Source organism: Oerskovia jenensis (assembly GCF_016907235.1).
GTDB lineage: Bacteria > Actinomycetota > Actinomycetes > Actinomycetales > Cellulomonadaceae > Oerskovia > Oerskovia jenensis.
This window is the reverse complement of the sequence record NZ_JAFBBO010000001.1, coordinates 1,848,366-1,869,371: the sequence shown is the minus strand read 5'-3', so window position 1 is coordinate 1,869,371 and position 21,006 is coordinate 1,848,366. Positions and strand designations below refer to the sequence as shown.

General features: G+C 72.2%; 19 protein-coding genes. 10 read left to right on the top strand and 9 right to left on the bottom strand.

Annotated elements, in window-relative coordinates; all coding sequences use genetic code 11:
* Nucleotides 1–18 precede the first annotated feature (18 nt).
* Genes JOD49_RS08370 through JOD49_RS08355 form a run of 4 tightly spaced genes read left to right on the top strand, consistent with a single transcriptional unit; the run spans nucleotide 19 to nucleotide 4,897 of the window.
* Nucleotides 19–1,338 carry a peptidoglycan-binding domain-containing protein gene (locus JOD49_RS08370; protein ID WP_205306761.1) on the top strand — a complete coding sequence of 440 codons (1,320 nt, stop codon included), beginning with the start codon at nucleotides 19–21 and terminating at the stop codon, nucleotides 1,336–1,338.
* Complete coding sequence (locus JOD49_RS08365; RefSeq protein ID WP_205306760.1) at nucleotides 1,331–3,280, top strand: ABC transporter ATP-binding protein/permease; 1,950 nt, start codon at nucleotides 1,331–1,333, stop codon at nucleotides 3,278–3,280. Before JOD49_RS08370 ends, JOD49_RS08365 begins: the two co-directional genes overlap by 8 nt.
* A 1-nt stretch (nucleotide 3,281) precedes the next feature.
* Entirely contained in the window at nucleotides 3,282–3,926 is a 645-nt protein-coding gene (locus JOD49_RS08360) for an RNA polymerase sigma factor (protein WP_205306759.1), read from the top strand.
* On the top strand, nucleotides 3,923–4,897 hold the full coding sequence (locus JOD49_RS08355; protein WP_205306758.1) for a CU044_5270 family protein: 975 nt from the start codon (nucleotides 3,923–3,925) through the stop codon (nucleotides 4,895–4,897). Before JOD49_RS08360 ends, JOD49_RS08355 begins: the two co-directional genes overlap by 4 nt.
* A gap of 103 nt (nucleotides 4,898–5,000) precedes the next feature.
* Here JOD49_RS08355 and JOD49_RS08350 read toward each other — a convergent pair whose 3' ends face one another.
* Nucleotides 5,001–5,378, bottom strand: a complete 378-nt coding sequence (locus tag JOD49_RS08350) for a DoxX family protein (protein ID WP_205306757.1) — start codon at nucleotides 5,376–5,378, stop codon at nucleotides 5,001–5,003.
* A gap of 152 nt (nucleotides 5,379–5,530) precedes the next feature.
* Nucleotides 5,531–6,277, bottom strand: a complete 747-nt coding sequence (locus tag JOD49_RS08345) for a M50 family metallopeptidase (protein ID WP_205306756.1) — start codon at nucleotides 6,275–6,277, stop codon at nucleotides 5,531–5,533.
* Between the two features lie 577 nt (nucleotides 6,278–6,854).
* Between JOD49_RS08345 and JOD49_RS08340 the strand changes: the two genes are divergently transcribed.
* Both JOD49_RS08340 and msrB read left to right on the top strand, forming a co-directional pair.
* Entirely contained in the window at nucleotides 6,855–8,282 is a 1,428-nt protein-coding gene (locus JOD49_RS08340) for a DEAD/DEAH box helicase (RefSeq protein ID WP_239526130.1), read from the top strand.
* 175 nt (nucleotides 8,283–8,457) lie between these two features.
* Nucleotides 8,458–8,907 carry a peptide-methionine (R)-S-oxide reductase MsrB gene (gene msrB, locus JOD49_RS08335; protein ID WP_205306754.1) on the top strand — a complete coding sequence of 150 codons (450 nt, stop codon included), beginning with the start codon at nucleotides 8,458–8,460 and terminating at the stop codon, nucleotides 8,905–8,907.
* Between the two features lie 41 nt (nucleotides 8,908–8,948).
* Here msrB and JOD49_RS20050 read toward each other — a convergent pair whose 3' ends face one another.
* From JOD49_RS20050 to JOD49_RS08315, 4 genes are all read right to left on the bottom strand, one after another.
* Nucleotides 8,949–9,407: a DUF2809 domain-containing protein gene (locus JOD49_RS20050; protein ID WP_205306753.1), complete on the bottom strand. Its 459-nt coding sequence runs from the start codon at nucleotides 9,405–9,407 to the stop codon at nucleotides 8,949–8,951.
* Nucleotide 9,408: 1 nt separating this feature from the next.
* Complete coding sequence (locus JOD49_RS08325) at nucleotides 9,409–9,885, bottom strand: MarR family winged helix-turn-helix transcriptional regulator (RefSeq protein ID WP_307822453.1); 477 nt, start codon at nucleotides 9,883–9,885, stop codon at nucleotides 9,409–9,411.
* A gap of 120 nt (nucleotides 9,886–10,005) precedes the next feature.
* Entirely contained in the window at nucleotides 10,006–11,706 is a 1,701-nt protein-coding gene (locus tag JOD49_RS08320) for an MDR family MFS transporter (RefSeq protein ID WP_239525171.1), read from the bottom strand.
* Nucleotides 11,707–11,841: 135 nt separating this feature from the next.
* Nucleotides 11,842–12,360, bottom strand: coding sequence for a MarR family winged helix-turn-helix transcriptional regulator (locus tag JOD49_RS08315; protein ID WP_205306751.1), 519 nt, complete (start codon nucleotides 12,358–12,360; stop codon nucleotides 11,842–11,844).
* 204 nt (nucleotides 12,361–12,564) lie between these two features.
* On the opposite strand from JOD49_RS08315, the gene JOD49_RS08310 reads away from it, so the two are divergent.
* From JOD49_RS08310 to JOD49_RS08295, 4 genes are all read left to right on the top strand, one after another.
* Nucleotides 12,565–13,164 (top strand): hypothetical protein, encoded by a 600-nt coding sequence (locus tag JOD49_RS08310; RefSeq protein WP_138827537.1) that lies wholly within the window; start codon nucleotides 12,565–12,567, stop codon nucleotides 13,162–13,164.
* A gap of 462 nt (nucleotides 13,165–13,626) precedes the next feature.
* Nucleotides 13,627–14,247 (top strand): DUF47 domain-containing protein, encoded by a 621-nt coding sequence (locus JOD49_RS08305; protein WP_030151734.1) that lies wholly within the window; start codon nucleotides 13,627–13,629, stop codon nucleotides 14,245–14,247.
* A 5-nt stretch (nucleotides 14,248–14,252) separates the two neighbouring features.
* Nucleotides 14,253–15,257, top strand: coding sequence for an inorganic phosphate transporter (locus tag JOD49_RS08300; protein WP_205306750.1), 1,005 nt, complete (start codon nucleotides 14,253–14,255; stop codon nucleotides 15,255–15,257).
* Nucleotides 15,258–15,486: 229 nt separating this feature from the next.
* Nucleotides 15,487–16,422 carry a hypothetical protein gene (locus JOD49_RS08295; protein ID WP_205306749.1) on the top strand — a complete coding sequence of 312 codons (936 nt, stop codon included), beginning with the start codon at nucleotides 15,487–15,489 and terminating at the stop codon, nucleotides 16,420–16,422.
* Nucleotides 16,423–16,547: 125 nt separating this feature from the next.
* Here JOD49_RS08295 and JOD49_RS08290 read toward each other — a convergent pair whose 3' ends face one another.
* Genes JOD49_RS08290 through mshD form a run of 3 tightly spaced genes read right to left on the bottom strand, consistent with a single transcriptional unit; the run spans nucleotide 16,548 to nucleotide 20,883 of the window.
* Nucleotides 16,548–17,570, bottom strand: a complete 1,023-nt coding sequence (locus JOD49_RS08290) for an NUDIX hydrolase (protein ID WP_205306748.1) — start codon at nucleotides 17,568–17,570, stop codon at nucleotides 16,548–16,550.
* Nucleotides 17,567–19,900, bottom strand: a complete 2,334-nt coding sequence (locus JOD49_RS08285) for an RNA degradosome polyphosphate kinase (protein WP_205306747.1) — start codon at nucleotides 19,898–19,900, stop codon at nucleotides 17,567–17,569. The genes JOD49_RS08290 and JOD49_RS08285 overlap by 4 nt, the downstream gene beginning before the upstream one ends.
* A complete protein-coding gene (gene mshD, locus JOD49_RS08280; protein WP_205306746.1) occupies nucleotides 19,897–20,883 on the bottom strand; it encodes a mycothiol synthase in 987 nt (328 codons plus the stop codon). Before mshD ends, JOD49_RS08285 begins: the two co-directional genes overlap by 4 nt.
* Nucleotides 20,884–21,006 lie beyond the last annotated feature (123 nt).

The following is a 21,006-nucleotide window of genomic DNA, read 5'->3' as shown; positions in this document are numbered from 1 at the left end:
CAGAACGGTCGGACGAGGATGAAGCGCCTCGTGCTCGCCGTCGTGGCCATCGTCGTCGTCGGGTTCGGCGCGTGGCTGCTGGCGGTCAGGATGGAGTCGCCGCAGCAGGTGGCGGCCCGCGCCGAACCCCCGGCACCGGAGCCGGTGGTCGTCGCGCTGGACCGCGGATACCTGAACGGTCCGGTGTCGATGACCACCCGGGCGCAGAACCAGGAGAGCGTCGCGGTGACACCCCCGGCCGCGCTGACGGGCGTGGTGACGTCGGTCGACCGGTCGGTCGGCGACACGCTGTCGCCCGGTTCCGTCCCGTTCCGTGTGAACGGGCGTCCGGTCTTCGTCCTCGAGGGGGCCTTCCCGCTCTACCGCGACATCGGGCCCGGGGACGAGGGGGACGACGTCCTGGCCCTCCAGAAGGGGCTGCTGGCCGCGGGGTACGCGATCGGACGGCCCGACGGGAAGTACGGTCCGCGGACCCAGGCCGCGGTGAGGTCCATGTACCGGGCGACCGGTTACACGGCGCCCGAGGTCGCCGTCGAGGCCCCGGCCGGTCCGGGGGAGACGCCGCCCGGGGCCGCCCCGTCCGGGGCTTCCCCGTCCGGCACGGGCGCTCCCGGTGCTCCGAGCGCGGGCAGCGCCGACGCGGACGGAGAAGCGGGGGAAGCGGACGCGGGGGCGCCGGCTACCGCTGCAGCCCCGGCGACCGGCGCGGCTCCCGCGACCGCCGCAGCCCCGGCGACCGGCGCGGCTCCCGCGACCGGCGCGTCCCCCGCGACCACGACGGGGGCCGCCGCGACGCGGAAGGGGCCCGGGGTCCTGCAGTCCGAGGTGCTGATGGTGCCTCGCCTGCCCGCCGTCGTCGACACGATCACGTCCGTCGGGACGAGCGTCGCGAGCGACACGACCCTGCTGACCCTCGGAGCGGGCCAGGTCGTCCTCACGGCGACGCTGCCGCAGACCTCCGTCGGCGCGCTGTCGGTCGAGGCCGTGGCGCGCTTCACGAACGACGCGGGGACCGAGTCCGAGGCTCGCGTGGTGGCGCTCGACCCCACGGAGAACGGGGAGGTCGTCGTCAGCGTGCTCACCGACGGCGCGGTCCGTGCGGGAGGCTCCTACGTCCTGACGATCGACAACCCCGCGGCCGAGGACGGCGAGAAGCTCCTCGCGCCGGTGTCCGCGATCGTCAACCGCGCGGGGCGTGCGTACGTGTACGTGCGCGACGGGGCCGCGTTCCGCCAGGTCGCGGTCGACGTCGAGTCGACCGTGGGCGGTGTCGCGGCGATCACCGCGGCCGACGTGGCCGACGCGCTCGACGAGGGGACGGAGGTGCGCATTGGTTGACACGGCACTCGACGAGGACCTGCGCGGTGCGGCCGGGGACCTCACCCGTCCGGTGATCGAGCTGAGAGGGATCACCCGTCGGTATGCGAACGGCACCACCGCGCTCGGGGGGGTCGACCTCACGATCCGCCCCGGGGAGCGGGTGGCCGTCGTCGGGCGATCGGGCAGCGGGAAGAGCACCCTGCTGAACATCCTGGGCCTGCTCGACGCGCCGGACTCGGGCGAGGTGCTCATCGACGGGCACCCTGTCGAGTCCGCGCAGGACCGGGTGCGGGCGGAGTGGCGCGCCTCCGAGCTGGGGTTCGTCTTCCAGAGATCACACCTGATCCCGGCGCTGAGCGTGCGTGAGAACGTCCTGCTCGGTCTGCGCTACTCCACGGCCTCGACCAGCGACGCCGACCAGGTCGTGACCGACTCCCTGCGAGCGGTGGGGCTGGCGCACAAGGAGCAGGCGCGCGCACGGACCCTGTCCGGTGGCGAGATGCAGCGGGTCGCGATCGCGCGCACTCTCGCGCGCCCTGCCCGCCTGTGGCTGGCCGACGAACCGACGGGGAACCTCGACTCCGCCCAGTCACTGGAGATCATCGAGGAGCTCAAGCGCCGCGCCGCAGAGCGCGGTGCAGCACTCGTCGTGGTCACGCACGAGCCGGACATCGCCGCGCAGCTCGACCGCGTCATCACCCTGCACGACGGCGTCGTCGTCGCCGACACGACGAGCACGAGCACCGGGTCGCGCGGACCGGTCGAGGACCCTCTCGGGGGGACGGTGCACGAGCGCAGGCCGCGGACGCGCTCCACCACCCGCCTGGCGCGGACGCTGCGGTTCGTGGTGCAGGGGATCACGTCCAACGCAGGGCGCACCGCGAGCGGCACCGTCGCGTCGGCCCTCGCCGTCGCCCTGACCGTCACGGCTCTGGGCCTCGCCCAGAGCGCAGCAGGCCAGGTGACCGACCTCTTCGACGCCCAGCGGGCGACACAGGTCACCGCGAACCTCACCGCGGACGGCGCGGCCGACGCCCGCCGGCCGGTGCGGGTCGACGCCGTCGCCGACTTTCCCGGCGTGACGGGGGTCGAGCTCTGGCGTCTCCACCCGGAGACGCCCGTCGCGAACGGGACGCTGACCGCGTTGACCGTCGACCTCGTCTCGGTCGAGGAGGCACCGGGCGAGGTGACCGACACCGCGGTGACCTGGGCGCCCGGCGACGACGGCGTCCTCGCGGAGGGCGAGGTCCTGCTGGGCGCCGACCTCGCCCGCCGGCTCGGCGTCACGCAGCTCGACGTGAGTCCCGAGATCACGGTGCAGGGCGCGCCGTTGCGGGTCGTGGGGCTCGTGACCGCGTCGAGGTCCGGCACGGCCACCGGATCGGCGTTCGTCGGCCCCTCGACCGTCGAGGGCCTGCCCGCGTCGCTGTCGAGCGAGCTGTTCGTCACGACCGTCCCCGGCGCCGCGCGCAACGTCGCCGACCGCCTCCAGAGCCTGGCCGACCCGTTCGAGACCACCCGGATGACGATCGACCCCGTGCTCGAACCGGGCTCCTTCAAAGGAGAGCTGCAGGACAGCGTCTCGGCGTCCTTGCAGGTGCTCGCCGTCGTGGCAGCGCTCGCCGGGCTGATCGGCGTCGTCTTCGTCAACCTCCTGAGCGTGAGCTCGCGCACCGCCGAGCTCGGCGTGCGGCGGGCGTTCGGCGCCCGGCGGAGCGAGCTCGTCATGCTCGTGGTGGGCGAGTGCACCGCGCTCGCGGTCCTCGGTGCCCTCGTCGGTCTCGTGACGGGCTTCGCTGCCGTCATGGTCGTGACCGCGGTCGCCCGGTGGCAGCCCCTCTTCGACGAACGCCTCCTGCTCGTCCCGCTCGCCGGAGCACTCGTGTTCGGCATCGTCGGCGGCCTGCCGCCCGCGGTCGCCGCCGGAAGGATCGAGCCCGCCGATGCCGTACGGTCCTGACGTGAACCCCGACCGCGACCTCGATGCGGCCTTCGCCACGATGTACCGGGAGACGTACCCGCACGTCCTCGCCTTCCTCCGCCGACGCGTGGACGGCGACGACGCGGAAGACCTCGCGTCGGACGTCTACACCGTGGCATGGCGCAGCTGGGGACGCGTCCCTGCCGAGGAGATGCGGCCGTGGCTCTTCGGGGTGGCACGCAACATCCTGGCGAACGGTCACCGCACCACGGACCGACGTCGTCGACTCGAGCTCCGGGTGCGCACCGAACGCGACCCGGTGGCCGACGACGGGGCGCTCGCGGACATGTCGATCGACCTTCGCCGCGCCTGGGCACTCCTCGACGAGACGGACCGCGAGGTCCTCTCGCTCGTCTCCTGGGACGGGCTCACCTCGCACGAGGCCGCGCGGGTCCTGGGCTGCTCGCGGGCTGCCTACTCGATGCGCCTCACCCGAGCACGACGACGCCTGAGGCGATCGCTCGACGCCGGCGAGCCCGACCCCGTCCTGGAGGCGCGGCAGCGCCCGGACGCGAGGCGACGCGAGGAACCACGGCAACGCCCCCAACCGCTGTCCCGCCCGGACACCTGGCAACGCCCGGACGACCGCTCGACGCCCACGCTCACCGAAGGGAGTACGCCATGAAGGACCCTCTGGACGACCCGATCATGCGGCAGCTCGCGGCGCACAACCCCGTCGAGGTCGGACCCTTGACCCGCGAGGAGTCGGTCCGCGCCGAGGCGGCGCTGCACCGGATCGCCACTGCCCCGCGCCAGGTCCGGTCGCCCGTTCGTCGACCGGCGTCGGTGCTGCGTCGGTGGGCGAGCGTCGTCGCGGCGCTGCTCACCGCGGTCGCGGTGGCCCTGGTCGCGACGACACCGGCCTCCGCGGAGCAGGTGCTGCTGGAGGCGGCGGCGAACGCCGCCAAGCAGCCACCGACCAGCGGTGAGTACCTGTACGTGCGCTCCCAGGCGGAGGACCCGTACTCCTTTCCGTACCAACGCGAGGTCTGGCTGTCGAGGTACGACGCGGTGCTGCGCGACGAGGGGGGCGTCTCCTTCATGGCTTTCCATGACGGCAAGGACACCTACGATCCGAGCCTTGCGCGGGTGATGGACCTCGACGAGGACGGCGAGATGCACACCTTCGGCAACGGCGCGTCGATCACGTGGGACGAGCTGACCGACCTGCCCACCGAGCCCGGGGCGCTCGGACGGCACCTCACAGACGGGCTCGCGCCCTCGGGGCACGGAGACAGGTTCGACCTGTGGAAGCACGTGGTGGCTCTCCTGCTGGAGAGCCCGGCCTCTCCCGAGCTCCGTCGAGCGCTCTGGCAGGTTCTCGCCGCCACCCCGGGCACCGAGCTGCTCGGGACGATGACGGACTCCGTCGGGCGCCCGGCATGGGGTATCGAAGCGGACTTCACGCAGGAGACGCGCGAACGTGACGTGCTGCTCGTCGACCCGAGCGACGGCACGCTCCTGGAGTCACGGTCGTATGCCGACGGCGGTCTCGCCTACCGCGTGACCGTGCTCGAGAGGGGCTACCGGGACGTCGCCCCGGCCGTCGAGCCTTACCACTGCGGACCCAGCTCGATCCCGTACGTCTCGTGCTGAGGCCGTGATGAGCCGGGGCAGGGCGTGGCCCTGCGCGGCGCGGCGCGTCCCGGCCGGGGCCCGCTCTGCCCCCGCGGGTCGGCGTCGTCGCGCGGGAGCGCGTTCAGCCCCGCCGCGCCACGCCCAGCGCCCATGCCACGAGCGGCACCTGGACCGGTAGGCGCCCCCACGCCACGACGGGCTTGCGGGCCCACGACCTGGCGCCGGGATGCGAGTCGAGCGCCATCTTCACGTTCCCGGGGAAGACGCCGACGAGCAGCGCGGCGCTCGCGAGGCCGCCGGCGCGTCGCGTCGCGGGGACGAGCAGCGCCGTCGCGCACGCGAGCTCGGCCACCCCGCTCCACGTGACCCACGGGCGCGGGTCCCCGAGGGCGTCGGGGATCAGGGGCTCGAAGACCTGCGGGCGCACCAGGTGCACCACACCGGACGAGCCGAGCAGAGCGGCGAGCGAGACCGCGGAGAGCGCGGGGGAGAGAGCCATGCCCCGATGCTAGGCAGGGAAGCCGCCGCTCGCCCCGGGGATCGCGCCGGGCCCGGCGGGGCCCGGCGCCGCTGGCGCGGGCCTGTCGCCGCTGGTGTCAGAACGAGCGTGACCCTGGGTTCACGCTGGTTCTGACAGGTGGAGCGACGGGCTCACGCCGTCGCCGGTGACACGATCCAGTACCCGCCCAGCACGGCGGCTCCGACGGTCACGAGCAGGAACACCCCGACCCACACGAGCCCGGGGATGCCGGTGAGCCGCGCGAGCATGTCGGCGTCGGACTGGCGGGCCTTGCCGCGGCTGCGGGAGACCTGCAGCTCCAGGACGGGCCGGATCGCGCCCAGCAGCAGGAACCACGTCACGGCGTACGCCACCGCGCTCTGCACGGGCGGCGTCGCGGCCCACGACACGACGACGAGGGCGACGCCGCTCACCAGCACGGACCACAGGCCGAACCAGTTGCGGATCTGCAGCAGCATCAGCGTCAGCAGGAGCACCAGGAGCCACAGCAGCCCGACGGCGTAGCCCGCCCGCAGCAGCGCGGCCGCCCCGAGCCCCACGAGACCTGGGCCGACGTATCCCATGAAGGCCGTGAGGACCATGCCGAAGCCGCGCGGCTTGCCGTAGGAGACCGTGAGGCCCGACGTGTCGGAGTGCAGGCGGATGCCCGTCAGCCGGCGGCCGGTGAGCAGGGCCGCGATGGCGTGCGCACCCTCGTGCGCGATCGTCACGACGTGCCGCGCGACCCGCCAGACGGGCGTGAAGACCACGACGATCAGGGCGACGAGGGACATCGACAGGACGACCGCCGAGGCCGGTGCGGGCACGGGAGTGGTGGCCGCCGACCAGATCTGACCGATGACGTCGCCCACTGAGCTCAGGAAGTCCACGGGCGACATTCCACCACGTGCGCAGCCGCGGCAGGTGAGAGGTCCGGGTGGGTCGCCGGGTGAGTCACCAGGGACGTGAGGGATCGGTGAGGGATGTGGAGACGTCGATCACCTTGGACGCACGCGCGGCCCAGGCATGAGAGAGTGGGGATCGTGGCTGCGCATCTCTGCGCGCCCAGCGTCGTGGAGTTCCCTGGATTTCTTGCGGCGAACCCCGACCCTACGCCCGAGAGGCAAACCCTTGAACAACCCCATTCGTGCTGCCGTGCGCCCGAACGCCGCAGCCCCCCGCACGAACCAGTCGCAGGGACAGCAGTCCCGCGACACCAACCGCCCCGCTCGCGACGACCGGGCCCGCCCGGCCCGCGACTCCCGCGACGAGCGCGACAACCGCGACTCGCGTCCCGCCAAGGTCACCCGCGACGGTCGTCCGGTCCGTGAGCGCGACTCGCGCGACCGTGACGGTCGCGGCGCAGGCCAGGGCCGCCCCGCAGGCGGCAACCGCGAGCAGCGCGCTCCCCGTGAGCAGCGCGAGCAGCGTCCCGCCGTGGAGCGTTCGTCGGTCCCGACCGTCGTTCCCGAGGGCTTGACCTTCAACGACTTCGCGATCCCCACCACGGTGATCCGCGAGCTCGCCAGCCAGGGCATCGAGTCGCCGTTCCCCATCCAGGTCGCCTCGCTGCCGGACACGCTCAAGGGCCGCGACGTCCTGGGCCGTGGCCGTACGGGCTCGGGCAAGACCCTCGCGTTCTCGCTGCCGGTCGTCACGCGCCTGTCCCAGTCGGACACGCGCCGCGCCGCCCGCCGCCCCCGCGCCCTGGTCCTGTGCCCGACGCGTGAGCTCGCGAACCAGATCAACGCCGTCATGGAGCCGCTCGCGAAGGCCCTGGGCCTGAACACGACGACCATCTTCGGTGGTGTCGCGCAGAGCCGTCAGGTCAGCGCGCTCAACGCGGGCGTCGACATCGTCATCGCGTGCCCGGGCCGCCTCGAGGACCTCCTCAACCAGCGCGTCCTGTCGCTCGACGGCATCGAGATCACGGTGCTCGACGAGGCCGACCACATGGCCGACCTGGGCTTCCTGCCCGGCGTCAAGCGCATCATGGACAAGACCCCGACGCGTGGCCAGCGCCTGCTGTTCTCGGCGACGCTCGACAACGGCGTGGACCAGCTCGTCAAGCGGTACCTGAGCAACCCGGTGAGCCACTCGGTCGACTCGGCCGAGTCGCCCGTCTCCAACATGACGCACCACATCTTCGCGGTCCGTGACGCGGACGCGAAGAAGGACGTCGTGCAGCAGCTCGCGTCGGGCACGGGCCGCCGCGTCCTGTTCACGCGCACCAAGCACCAGGCGAAGAAGCTCGCGAAGCAGCTCACGGCGCAGGGCATCCCCTCGGTCGACCTGCACGGCAACCTCGGCCAGGGCGCGCGCGAGCGCAACCTCGAGGCGTTCTCGAACGGGTCCGTCCGCGTGCTCGTCGCGACCGACATCGCCGCGCGTGGCATCCACGTCGACGAGATCGAGCTCGTCGTGCACGTCGACCCGCCGGCCGAGCACAAGGCGTACCTCCACCGCTCGGGCCGTACGGCTCGCGCCGGTTCCGAGGGTGTCGTCGTCACGGTCATGCTCCCCGAGCAGCGCACCGACGTGAAGGACCTGACGCGCAAGGCGAAGATCACGGCGCAGCCGCAGTCGGTCGCCCCGGGCGACGCGGCCATCACGTCGCTCGTCGGTGACGTCGCCGAGTACGTGCGCCCCGCGGACATCACGCCGCCGCAGACGCAGGCAAAGCGCGGCACGACGTCGCGCAACGGTGGGACGCGTGCGGCGCGCACGTCGGCACCGGCCAGGTCCGCAGGCGGCCCGACGGCGCAGCGCGCCCAGGGTGGTCGCGGCCAGTCGGCGCAGGGTGGCGAGGGCGGCGCTGGTGCGCAGGCTCGTCGTCGTGGCGGCCGCGGTCGCGCTCAGCGCGGTGGCGGCTCGGCGACCGTGTACTCGTCGTCGTCGTACTGATCCTTCGCCGACCGGCCCGACGGGAGCTTCCCGCCGGACGCAGGTGAGAGACAGAGCAGGGCCCCGGCGGTGATCTTCGGATCGCCGCCGGGGCCTTCTGCGTCCGGGTGGGGGGCTCGCCGCACCACGGGAACACCTGAAGAGCGGCGACGGTTGTCGCTGTCGGAGGTGGATCATGACCAACGAGACCCACGACACGACCGGAAGCCTGTTCTCGCAGAAGGTGTACCCGGTGGCCAAGCCCGATGCCGAGTGGCGCGAGGAGCTGGCTCCCGACGAGTACGCGGTGCTCCGCCAGGCGGGCACCGAGCGCCCCTGGACCGGGGAGCTCCTCGACGAGAAGCGCGAGGGCATCTACCGGTGCCGGGCGTGCGGGCACGAGCTGTTCCGTTCGGACACCAAGTTCGACTCGCACTGCGGGTGGCCGAGCTTCTACGCGCCCAAGGAGTCCGACGCGGTCGAGCTCATCCAGGACCGCAGCCACGGCATGGTGCGCACCGAGGTCCGGTGCGCCAACTGCGGCTCGCACCTGGGCCACGTGTTCGACGACGCGCCGCAGACCCCGACCGGCGACCGGTTCTGCATGAACAGCCTGAGCCTGACGTTCGAGGACGCCGGCGCCTGAGCAGCAGCAGGACATCTGTCAGAACGAGCGTGACCTCGAGGTCACGCTCGTTCTGACACCCGCGAGGTCCGGACGGTGACGAGCACGTCGAGGGTCACCGCGAGCAGCGCGCCCACCAGGTACAGCACCAGGTCGCGCACGGCGAACGTGCTCCCGAGCACCCACGCGGCCGCGGGCACCACGTCCAGCACGGCGGCCACGACGGGGGTCGCCTGCAGGGCCTCCACGAGCCAGCACCACGCGAGCACCCCGGCCCCCGCGACCCACGGTCGCAGCCGGGGAGCCACGAGCACGAGCGCCACGTAGACCGCGACGGCGTACAGCAGGTCCCCGACCACGTCACCGACGGGGTCGGGGACCTGCGTCGTCACCACGAGGCCCAGGGCGACCACGACCACGAGGACGGCCAGGACGCGGGGGCGGCTGCGCCGTCGGGCAGCGCGGTCCCCGGGCGCGACGCCCGACGGCGCCACCGACGCGTCGCCCGACGGGGCGCTCACGTCAGCGCGTCGCCTGCCAGCGCACGACGTCCTCCGAGTACCGGTGCAGCAGCCCGGCGAGGGCTGCGACGTCGTCGGGCGACCAGTCGCTCAGGGCCTGGGAGATCGAGTCGACGCGACGCTCGTGCGTGGTCCGCAGCAGCGTCGCCCCGGCCTCGGTGAGCGTGATGACCTGCCCGCGGGAGTCGTCGGGGTCGACCTCGCGGTCCACCATCCCGACCGACTCGAGCCGGGCGAGCTGGCGCGAGATCGTCGCGCGACCGACCCCGAACTGCTGCGCGAGGTCCGACCCGCGCACGCCCGGGTTGGCCCAGATGTGGGCGAGGAGCGGGTACGCGCTCGCGTCGAGGTCGGGGTGGATGCGCTTGGCCATCGCGTTCGCGGACGAGCCCGCTCGGCGCGTCAGGACGCGCAGCTCGCGTTCGAGCGCGTGGAGCGGCGACTCGTCGGCGGGGGGCGGGGTGGGCGTTGAGGACACAGTCGGCTCCGGCTGGTCGGACGGCGAGGGCGGGATCACACGCCCCATCATGGCGTGCGGCGGGGCCGCCGCGGAACACGCATCCACGACGGCCCCGGGTGAGGTCCTGCGAGAAGGAGGTCAGCGCGAGGTGCTGCCCCCACGAGCGGGGCCGTCCCCGGCGTGCTCGTGGCCCTGCGACGACGAGCTGCCCGACGGCGCGCCCGCCCCCGCGAGGACCGAGCCCTCGGCGGCCGCGAAGTCGCCCTCGTGCTCCTGCTCGATCTCGTCGGTCAGGTCGGGCAGCCCGGCGGCGAGCTCGCGCTCGAGGCGCTCGTCGAGGCCGGACTTGGTGCCGAGCGGTACCTCCTTGAGGAACAGCACGCAGATCAGGCCGATGACCGCGAGGGGCACGGCCACGAGGAAGATCTCCGCGATGCCCTCGCCGTACGAGCGCTCGACGAGGTCGCGCATCGGTGCGGGCAGCGTCGAGACGTCGGGAATGGTGCCGCCCGTGGCGTCGGTCGGCACGCCCATCGTGGCGAGGCCCTCCTGGATCGAGGACGTGACCTTGCTCGCGAGGATCGCGCCCAGGACGGAGACGCCGATCGCGCCGCCGAGCGTGCGGAAGAACGCGACGGTCGAGGTGCCGGCACCCATCTCCGAGACGTCCAGGGTGTTCTGGACCGCGAGCACGAGGTTCTGCATGAGCATGCCCATGCTCGCGCCGAGGAAGAACAGGTAGACGCTGATGAGCACGAAGCTCGTGTGGTAGTCGATCGTCGAGAGCGCGAAGAGCGACCCGACGAGCAGCACGCCGCCCGTGACCATGAAGGCCTTGTACCGGCCGGTGCGCGTGATGAGCTGCCCGATCAGGGTCGAGGCGACGAACGTCCCGACGATCATCGGGATGGTCAGCAGACCCGACTCGGTCGCGGTCTTGCCGCGCGCGACCTGCATGTACTGGCTGAGGAAGACCGCGGTGCCGAACATCGCGACGCCGACGGCGACGCTCGCGAGGACCGCGAGGACGAACGTGCGGTTCCTGAACAGGTGCAGCGGGATGATGGGCTCGACCGCGCTCTTCTCGACCAGGACGGCCGCGACCAGCGCGAGCAGCGACCCGATCACCATGACGGCGCTCTGCCACGAGACCCACTCGAAGTTGTTGCCCGCGAACGTGACCCACAGCAGCAGGGTCGAGACGCCGACGCTGATGAGCAGCGCACCCCAGTAGTCGATCTTCACGACCCGGCGGGGGATGGGCGGCAGGTGCAGCGTGCGCTGGAGCACCACGATCGCGGCGATCGCGAACGGCAGGCCCACGAAGAAGTTGAGGCGCCAGCTCACGGTGTCGGTCAGGACGCCGCCGAGGAGGGGGCCGCCGATCTGGCTCACGGCCATGATCGCGCCCATGAGGCCCATGTACTTGCCGCGCTCACGCGGGGAGATGATGTCGGAGATGAGGACCATGGCGAGCGCCATGAGCCCACCGGCGCCGATGCCCTGGAGGGCACGGAACGCGATGAGGGTGCCGACGTTCTGCGACAGGCCGGCCAGGGCCGACGCGACGACCGAGACGACCAGCGCGAGCTGGATGAGGACCTTGCGGTTCGTCAGGTCGGCGAGCTTGCCCCAGATGGGGGTCGAGATGGTGGTCGTCAGGAGGGTCGCGGTGACGACCCAGGTGAACGACGACTGCGACCCGTTCAGGTCGTTGATGATCTTGGGCAGCGAGCTCGAGACCACGGAGGTCGCGAGGATGGAGACGAACATCCCGAGGAGGATGCCGGACAGTGATTCCAGCACCTCCCTGCGGGTCATGGTGGTGGTAGCGCTCATAGGGGACTCACATTCATAGGTCGTGCTGTGTCGTCGAGACGTCATGGCGGTGCCCGACGGCGGAGGCCGGGCGGGGTGGGCGGGTCGCCCTGGGCGGTAGGTCTGGGGCGCGAGGCGTGCGGGGGGCCGTTGCGGTCAGGCGCGCGAGAGCGCCTCGGTGAGACGCCCGAGCTGGTCGATCGACGCGCGCAGGTCCTCGGCGGTCCAGCCCTCGAACGTCTCGGCCGTGCGGCTCATGAGGAGGCGGAACGTCTCGTCGACCTTCTCCCGACCCTCGGGCGTGAGGGTCACGCTGCGGGCGCGCCGGTCGTCGTCGCACGCAGTCCGCTCGACCAGTCCCGCGTCGACGAGGTGCGTGACCTGTCTGCTCGCGACCGACAGGTCGACCTTGAGGTGGTGCGCGAGCTCGGTGACCTGCAGGGGGCCGCAGCGCTGCAGGAGGCGCAGCGCTCCGAGCGACGCCCGGGGGAAGTCGAGCTCGCGGGCGAGTCGGGCCGAGACCTCGCGCTGGGCGCGGTTGAGCTCCTCGAGGGCGACCGTGAGCTCCTTGACGGGCAGGTCGAGGACGTGGCCGTGGGGGGTGCTCGTGGATGTCGAGGGGGACGCCGTGGGGGCGGCGGGCGGGATGACGGGGGCGTCGAGGGAGGGGGGCACGCGAGAGATCTCCTTAGTTGCTGCAAGCAACCATAAACCCAAATGGTTGCTGAGGGCAATAGTTGCAGCGAGCACGTTCTTGGGACGTCTGTACCGCTCGCGGCGAGACGAGCGCCGCGCGGGCGTCGCGTCGTCGGGCACCCTGCGTACGATCGAGAGGTGAGCGAACAACCGGCCCCCAGTCACCGCCCGCGCCGCCCCGCGATGCTCGACCCGCGCGAGGCCGACGAGCTCCCCGGCGACCTCGACCCCGCGCTGCGCGACCAGATCGCCCACACGACCGCCGCCGCGATCGTGCACGGGGCGCGCGCCGCCGAGGACCCCGAGGTCGTCGACCGCCTCATCCGCCTCGTCGAGACCGAAGGCCTCGACGTCGTGTCCGGCCTCTGGGCCGACTCGGCCCCCGCGACGCTGCCCGGCGCGCTCTGGCGCCTGTACGTCCTGCGCGAGTGGGTGCGCCGCGACCCGCAGACCGTGGCGCTGCGCTACCGCCTCGGCGTCGACGCCGCCCCCGTCCAGGAGGTCGTCGCCGGCGTCGTCAGCCCGCCCGGTCCCGAGGACGTGCGCGAGCTCGCCGACGCCGTGCTCTCCGGGGTGTTCGCCGGCGACCTCGCCGTGGCCCTCGAACGAGCCGCCGCGTTCTGCCGCATCCTCGCCACGGGCGCCGCGTTCGACGCTGACGCGCGCGAGGCCGGCGACCCCGACTCCGCGCTGCGCATGACGCGCGGCGCCTCGTCGCTGCTGCGCACGGCCGAGGAGCTCGAGCACTCCGCCGCGCTGTGGCGGGCCGACAAGCTCGACTGACGCGACGCCGTCGGGCCGGCGCGCACCGGGTCCCCTGGGCCCGCTTCGCGGCGCGAAGGGCCCTGTGACCTGCGGGTTCGAAGCCTCCGGAACGCGGGCGTACGATGGTTCACGACGTCGGGTCGCGGTAGCCCCGGGCTCCAACATCAGCCGCTTCGAGCGGCCTTCGCGCCGACAGGCGCTCCCGGCCCGGCGTCGCCCCCACCATGACGTGAGCGCCGTCCGGCGTGCCCACCCAGGGCCCTCGGACGCTCCCGCCGGTCGCCGCGAGCGATTGAACGTTCAGGCGACAGTTCGGCTACATTTGACGAGCGTTAGAGATGCGTTAACGCGCCCTCCGGCGCCACTCACCACAGCGTCACCTTCCAACAGAACACCTGTGACATCCGGGTGACGATCGCTCCGTGCGGTCGTCATCTGCCTGTGAAAACCCATCAGCGTCCAGCCCTTTCGGAGCCTCCCGTGCGCTTGCGCCTCACCCCGCGCGATACCTCGTTCTTCGACCTCCTCGCCGACTCCGCTCAGCACCTGGTCACCGGGGCGAACCTCCTGGCCGAGCTGCTCGGCGCAGACCGCCCGACCCGCAAGGAGCTCGCCAAGAAGCTCGCGGAGACCGAGCACCTGGCTGACGACGCGACGCACACGATCATGCGACGCCTCAACCAGACCTTCGTCACGCCGTTCGACCGCGACGACATCTACGGTCTCGCGTCCGCGCTCGACGACTGCATGGACTACATGGAAGAGGCCGCGGACCTCATCGTCCTCTACAAGATCGAGGAGCTGCCCGCTCGCGTCGGTGAGCAGGTCCAGGTCCTGCAGCGCGCGGCCGAGCTGACCGCCGAGGCCATGCCGCGACTGCGTTCGCTCAACGACCTCGCCGAGTACTGGGTCGAGGTCAACCGCCTCGAGAACCAGGCCGACAAGATCCACCGCAAGCTCCTCGCCGAGCTCTTCGACAACGTCTCCGACCCGATCCTCCTCATCAAGCTCAAGGAGGTCATCGAGATCCTCGAGCAGGCCGCCGACGCGTTCGAGAAGGTCGCGAACATGGTCGAGACCATCGCGCTCAAGGAGTCCTGAGCCCCGTGGAATTCGCTCTGGTCGTCCTCGTCGTCGCGCTCGCGCTGAGCTTCGACTACACGAACGGATTCCACGACGCGGCCAACGCGATCGCCACATCCGTCTCGACGAGGGCCCTCACACCGCGCGCCGCGCTCATCATGGCCGCGGTCATGAACTTCGCCGGCGCACTCCTCGGGACCGAGGTCGCCGAGACCATCGCGACCTCGATCGTCGACCTCGAGGACGTGCCACCGCACACGGCACTCGTCGTGGTGCTGTGCGCCCTGGTCGGCGCGATCGTGTGGAACCTCATCACGTGGTGGTTCGGGCTCCCGTCGTCCTCGACGCACGCGCTCATCGGCGGCCTCGTGGGTGCCGGGCTAGCGGGCGGGCTCGCGATCTACGGCGCCTCGATCGTCGACAAGGTCGTCCTGCCGATGATCTTCTCCCCGCTCGTGGGCTTCGGCCTCGCGTTCGTCGTCATGGTCGGTCTGCTGTGGGCGTTCCGCCGCGCGGCCCCCTCCAAGACCACGCGCCGCTTCCGCCTCGCGCAGACCGTGTCCGCCGCGGCCATGGCCCTGGGCCACGGCCTGCAGGACGCGCAGAAGACCATGGGCGTCATCTTCATGGCGCTGCTCACGGTCGGCTGGGCCAGCCCCGACGAGGGCATCCCCCTGTGGGTCAAGCTCGCCGCGGCCGCCGCGATCTCCGCCGGGACCTACTCGGGTGGCTGGCGCATCATGCGGACCCTCGGCCGCAAGATCATCGAGCTCGACCCGGCGCGCGGCTTCGTCGCCGAGTCCGTCTCCGCGATCGTGCTCTACGTCAACGCGTTCGCGCTGCACGCGCCGGTCTCCACGACGCACACCATCACGTCCGCGATCATGGGCGTCGGCGCGACCAAGCGCCTGTCCGCGGTGCGCTGGGGCGTCGCCAAGAACATCGGCATCGCGTGGGTCCTGACCATCCCGGCGGCCGCGCTCGTGGCCGCGATCATGTACTGGATCCTGTCGCCGATCCTGCTCTGAGCGCTCTTTTCACGCATGTCAGAACGAGCGTGACCTCGAGGTCACGCTCGTTCTGACACGTTGCGGGCCGTGTGCCGGGTGTCAGACCGAGCGTGGACTCGAGTGCTCGCTGGTTCTGACACATCGGTGGATGCGGTGAGTCGTGCACAGGGCGCGTCCGCCTGCTGTTGTCCACAGCGCCCGGTCGTCCTGGGGACGAGCGCCCGCCCGACGGCGCATCCTCGGTCCCATGACAGGCTCCTCGTCCGCACTGCGCACCGTCTCGGGCCTCGCCCGGCTCGCCGCACGACAAGCGCACGCCGTGACCCGCAAGCAGCTCGCGGACCTCGGCGTCGACCGCTTCCACATCGGGTCCCAGCTCAGCGCCCGCCGCTGGCAGCTCGTCGCGCCCGAGGTCCTCGTGCTGTACACAGGGCCCCTCGCCCCCGGTACGCGCCTGTGGGTCGTCGCCCTGGCCGCCGCCGAGCCCGTCGCGATCGGTTCCTGGACCGGGCTGGCGCTCCACGGGCTTCGTGGATGGGACCGGCCCGGGATCCATGTGGTCGTGCGGCGGGGGAGCAGACCACCGCGGCTCGCGGGCGTCGTCGTCCATGAGTCGCGACGGCCCGCGCCCGAGGACATCGAGCACCGCCGTGGGCTTCCCGTGCACCGGGTCGAGCGGTGCGCGATCGACGCCGCAGCCTGGCAGACCTCGCCGCGCACCGCCGTCGGGCTGCTGGCCGCGGTGGTGCAGCAACGGCTGACCACGCCGGAGCGCCTCTGGGAACAGCTCGACCGGGTCGGGAAGGTGCGGTTCCACCGCCTCATGCGGGCGAGCGTCGCCGACATCCGCGGAGGGGCAGATGCGTTGAGCGAGATCGACTTCGGGAAGCTCTGCCGTGAGCACGGGTTCCCCGAGCCCCGGCGCCAGGTACGGCGGCAGGACGCGCGCGGCCGCTGGAGGTTCCTCGACGCCGAGTGGGACCTGCCGGGTGGTCGGCGACTCGTCGTGGAGATCGACGGGATCGGGCACATGGAGGCGACACGTTGGTACGACGACCTGCTGCGGGGCGCCGAGCTCGGTCCGGACGAGGGCACGGTGACGATCCGCCTGCCCGCAGCCGCCGCCCGGATCGAGCCCCTCCGGGTGGCGCGGATCCTGGAGCGCTACCTCCGACGCACCTGACGTGTCAGAACGAGCGTGACCTCGAGGTCACGCTCGTTCTGACAACCGGGTGCCGACCACAGGGGTGTCAGAACGAGCGAGCACCCTGGGTCACGCTCGTTCTGACAACACCCTCCGACAACACGTCAGTGCAGCGGCGGTGCGACCTTCTCCGCCGCGAGCACCCTGGGCCCCTTGGGCGTGTCCGCGACGTGCGCGACGAGCATCTCGCCCGGCTCCAGGAACGGGTCCCGGCTCGGCAGGGCGTTCGCGACCGGGCGACGTGAGTGCTGACCCAGGACGTCGAGCACCGTGGGCAGCACGGGCCGGTGCGTGCACAGCACGGTCGACCGCTCGGACTCCAGGAGCTCGCGGACCGTGCGCGCGACGCGCGACGGCGACCGCTCGTGCTGGGCCTCGGACAGGTGGTCGATCGAGATCCTGTCCAGCCGTGCGGCCTCGGCGTACGGGGAGATGGTCTGCTCGCACCGGTTCCACCGACTCGTCACGACCGCGTTGACGCCGTAGGCGGCCAGCACCGGGACGAGCGCGGCCGACTGCGCATGACCCGCGGGCGTGAGCGGCCGGTCCTCCTCGGTGCCGTGCCACGCCGCACGGGTCACGGCCTTGCCGTGGCGTGCGATCACGACGACGCGGGTCGCGAGACGGTCGTGCGCGAACTCCTCGGCCAGCGCGGCGAGCGGACCGCGGTCGGCCTTGCGGGTCACGCGCCGCGCGGCGTCGTCGAGGCCGAGCCACACGGAGTCGTCGATCTCGTCGACCGACACCGGGGGCACGGGGGCGCGCGCAGCGAGCGGGCCTGCGTCACGACCCCGCTTGGCCTGCCGTGCAGCCCAGTAGTGCACGCGCTTCACACGGCCCTCGGGCGTGAGGTACTGCAACCCGGGCAGGGGCACGCCGAGGACCACGGGTCGGCCGGTCTCCTCCGCGACCTCGCGCACCGCGGCCGTCTGGAAGGCCTCGCCCGGGTCGAGCTTGCCCTTGGGCCACGACCAGTCGTCGTAGCGCGGGCGGTGGACGAGCTTGACCTGCAGCTCGCCGTCGCGCACGCGCCACACGAGCCCGCCCGCGGACTCGATCACGGGGGCGTGGGGGACGTGGGTGGGGCCGAGCGAGTCGACGAGCGGGGCGAACGACGACGAGCTCATCGACCCATGCCCAGCCGCCGCCGTTGTCGGGTGATGAGCGTCGACTGGATGTCGGTCAGCGGCCCGTCGGGTCCCACGGCATGACGCTCCCACGAACCGTCGCTCTGCAGGTGCCAGGACGCGGTGGCATCGTCCATCGAGACGTCGATGAGGTCGATCAGGTCCGAGACCTGCTGGCTGTCCACCAACCGCACCAGCGTCTCGACACGGCGGTCGAGGTTGCGGTGCATGAGGTCGGCCGAGCCGATGAAGACCTCGGGCCCGGACTCGGGGCCGTCGGCGATGGCCGGCCCGCCCGAGTTGGCGAACGCGAAGATCCGCGAGTGCTCCAGGAACCGGCCCAGGATGGACCGCACCCGGATGTTCTCGCTGAGCCCCGGCACCCCGGGGCGGATCGCGCAGATCCCGCGGACCACGAGGTCGACCTTCACGCCGGCCTGCGAGGCCCGGTACAGGGCGTCGATGATGGTCTCGTCGACGACCGAGTTGACCTTGAACTTGACCCACGCCTCGCGGCCCTCGCGCGCTGCGACGGCCTCGCGCTCGATGCGCTCGACGAGCCCCGAGCGCACCGAGCGGGGCGCGACGAGGAGCCGGTGGAAGCGGGACTGGGGTGCGTAGCCGCTCAGCTGGTTGAACAGCCGCGTGAGGTCCTGGCCGACCTCGGGGTCCGCGGTGAGCAGCCCGAGGTCGGTGTACAGGCGTGCGGTCTTGGGGTTGTAGTTGCCCGTGCCGACGTGGCAGTAGCGCACGAGGCCCTCGGGCTCCTGGCGGACCACGAGCGAGAGCTTGCAGTGGGTCTTGAGCCCCACGATCCCGTACACGACGTGCACGCCCGCCTGCTCGAGCTTGCGGGCCCAGGAGATGTTGGCCTGCTCGTCGAAGCGCGCCTTGATCTCGACCAGGGCGAGGACCTGCTTGCCGGCCTCGGCCGCGTCGATCAGCGCGTCGACGATGGGGGAGTCGCCCGACGTCCGGTACAGCGTCTGCTTGATCGCGAGCACGTTGGGGTCCGCGGCGGCCTGCTGCAGGAACGTCTGGACCGACGTCGAGAACGAGTCGTAGGGGTGGTGCAGCAGGATGTCGCGGTCACGGATGGCGGCGAACACGTCGGTCGGGTTGGCGCTCTCGACCTCGGCGAGGAAGCGGTGGGTCGTCGGCACGAACCGCGGGTAGTGCAGGTCCGCGCGGTCGAGGTCGGCGATGAGGTTGAGCCCCGTGAGGTCGAGCGGCGCGTGCAGCTTGAAGACCTCGTCGTCGGCCACGTCGAGCTCGCGCACGAGGAGCTGGCGGATGCGAGGGCTGATCCCGTCGGCGATCTCGAGGCGCACGGGCGGGCCGAACCGGCGGCGCAGCAGCTCCTTCTCCATGGCCTGGAGCAGGTTCTCGGCGTCGTCCTCCTCGACCTCGACGTCCTCGTTGCGCGTCACGCGGAACGTGTGGTGCTCGCGCACCTCCATGCCGGGGAACAGGTGGTCGAGGTGCTGGGAGATGACGTCCTCGAGCGGCACGAACGACGTGGGGCCCTTGTCCGGGTCGGCGGCCTGCGAGCTGGGTGCGGACGGGCGCCCTCGCGAGTCGACCGCGATGAATCGCGGCAGCAGCGGCGGCACCTTGACGCGCGCGAAGTGCTCCTTGCCCGTCGTCGGGTTGACCACGACGACCGCGAGGTTGAGCGAGAGCCCCGAGATGTACGGGAACGGGTGCGCGGGGTCCACGGCGAGCGGCGTGAGCACGGGGAAGATCTGCTTGCGGAAGAACTTGTGCAGGCGCTCCTGCTCGCGTGTGTCGAGCTCGTCCCAGCGCAGCAGCGAGATGCCCTCGGTCGCGAGCGCGGGCTGCACCTGGTCGGAGAAGACCGCGGCGTGGCGGGCCATGAGCTCGTGCGCGCGCTCGCTGATCGCGTCGAGGACCTGGCGCGGCGTGAGACCGGAGGCCGCCGTGACCGCGAGGCCCGTCGCGATGCGTCGCTTGAGTCCTGCGACGCGGACCATGAAGAACTCGTCGAGGTTCGACGCGAAGATCGCGAGGTAGCGGACGCGCTCGAGCAGGGGCTGGGACTCGTCCTCGGCGAGCTCGAGCACGCGCTGGTTGAACGAGAGCCAGCTCAGCTCTCGGTCGGCGAACCGGTTCGCGGGCAGCGGCTCGGCGGTGAGCACCTCCACGTCGATCGAGCCGGTGACCTCTTCCTCCTCGGCGATGTGCTCGGCGATGTGGGCCGCGAGCTCGGGGTCGAGGGTGGCTCGCGGGCCGGCTGGGCGAGAAGCGTCCGGCTGCTGGTCCGGGCGCGCGGGGGGCCGGACGCCGGGACGGACGGTGGAGTCGGTCATGACTTCATGGTGGCATCACTCGGTGAACTTTGGGTGACGGGGTTCACTGCCGGCGGGCCGTACTGGACGTCGACCGTGTCCTTGCCGAAGCCCGCCCCGAGGTAGGTCCGGGTCGCGGCGGCGTTATCGCCGTCGACGTAGAGGACCGCGCGGTCGAGGCCGAGCGCCGCGAGGTGCGCGAGCCCGACGGCGGTCAGCACCTTCCCGAGCCCCTGTCCCTGGGCGTCGGGGTCGACGCCCACGACGTAGATCTCACCCTCGCGGTGCGCTCCGGCCTGGTCGGTGGGGACCTTGGTCCACAGCGAGCCGGCCAACGAGCCGTCCTCGCGCTCGAGCAGGAAGAAGCCCTCGGGGTCGAACCAGTCCTCGGCGAGCCGGGCGTCGAGGTCGGCCTGGGTCAGGCGGCCCTGCTCGGGGTGGTGCGCGAAGGCGCGGGCGTTGACGCGGAGCCAGGCGTCGTCGTCGGGCCCGGGGCGGAACGTGCGCAGGCGCAGGCCCGTGGGGATCTCGGGGAGCGCCCACGTCCCGGACCGCAGGTCGAGGCCCATCTTCCACAGCTCGCGCACGACGACGAGCCCCGCGTCGGCAGCGAACGCGCGCGCCGCGGGCAGGTCGCCGTGCGCCCACACGTGCAGGACGCCGCCGTGCTGGCCGGGCTCGCCCGAGCGTGCGGGCAGGGTCGCGTCGCGCTGCGCGGTGCGCAGCAGCATGCGGCCGGTCCGACGGCGGCGCGCGGCCGGGTGCACCACGAGCTCGGCGCTCGCGACCTCGCCGCCGCGGTCGACCTGGGCGTACCCCGTGACCGTTCCCTCGCCGTCGTACGCGACGACGTGCGTGAGGTCCTCGTCGTCGACGCCCAGGCGCAGGAGCGGCTGCTCGGAGAGGGGCGCGACGCCGTCGGCCTCCTGGGCGGCCGCGGCCAGGGCACGGACCTCGTCCGCGGTGGCCGGGTCGAGCGGGCCGATCTCGAGGGGGGAGCGCATGGCTCCATCCCATCACGTCGGGAGCGTGCTCACCGAGTCGGCGGCGGGTCGCGGCGGGTCGGCGGTACCCGGTTGTCAGAACCAGCGAGGGCCAGGCCCCTCGCTGGTTCTGACAGCTCGTGG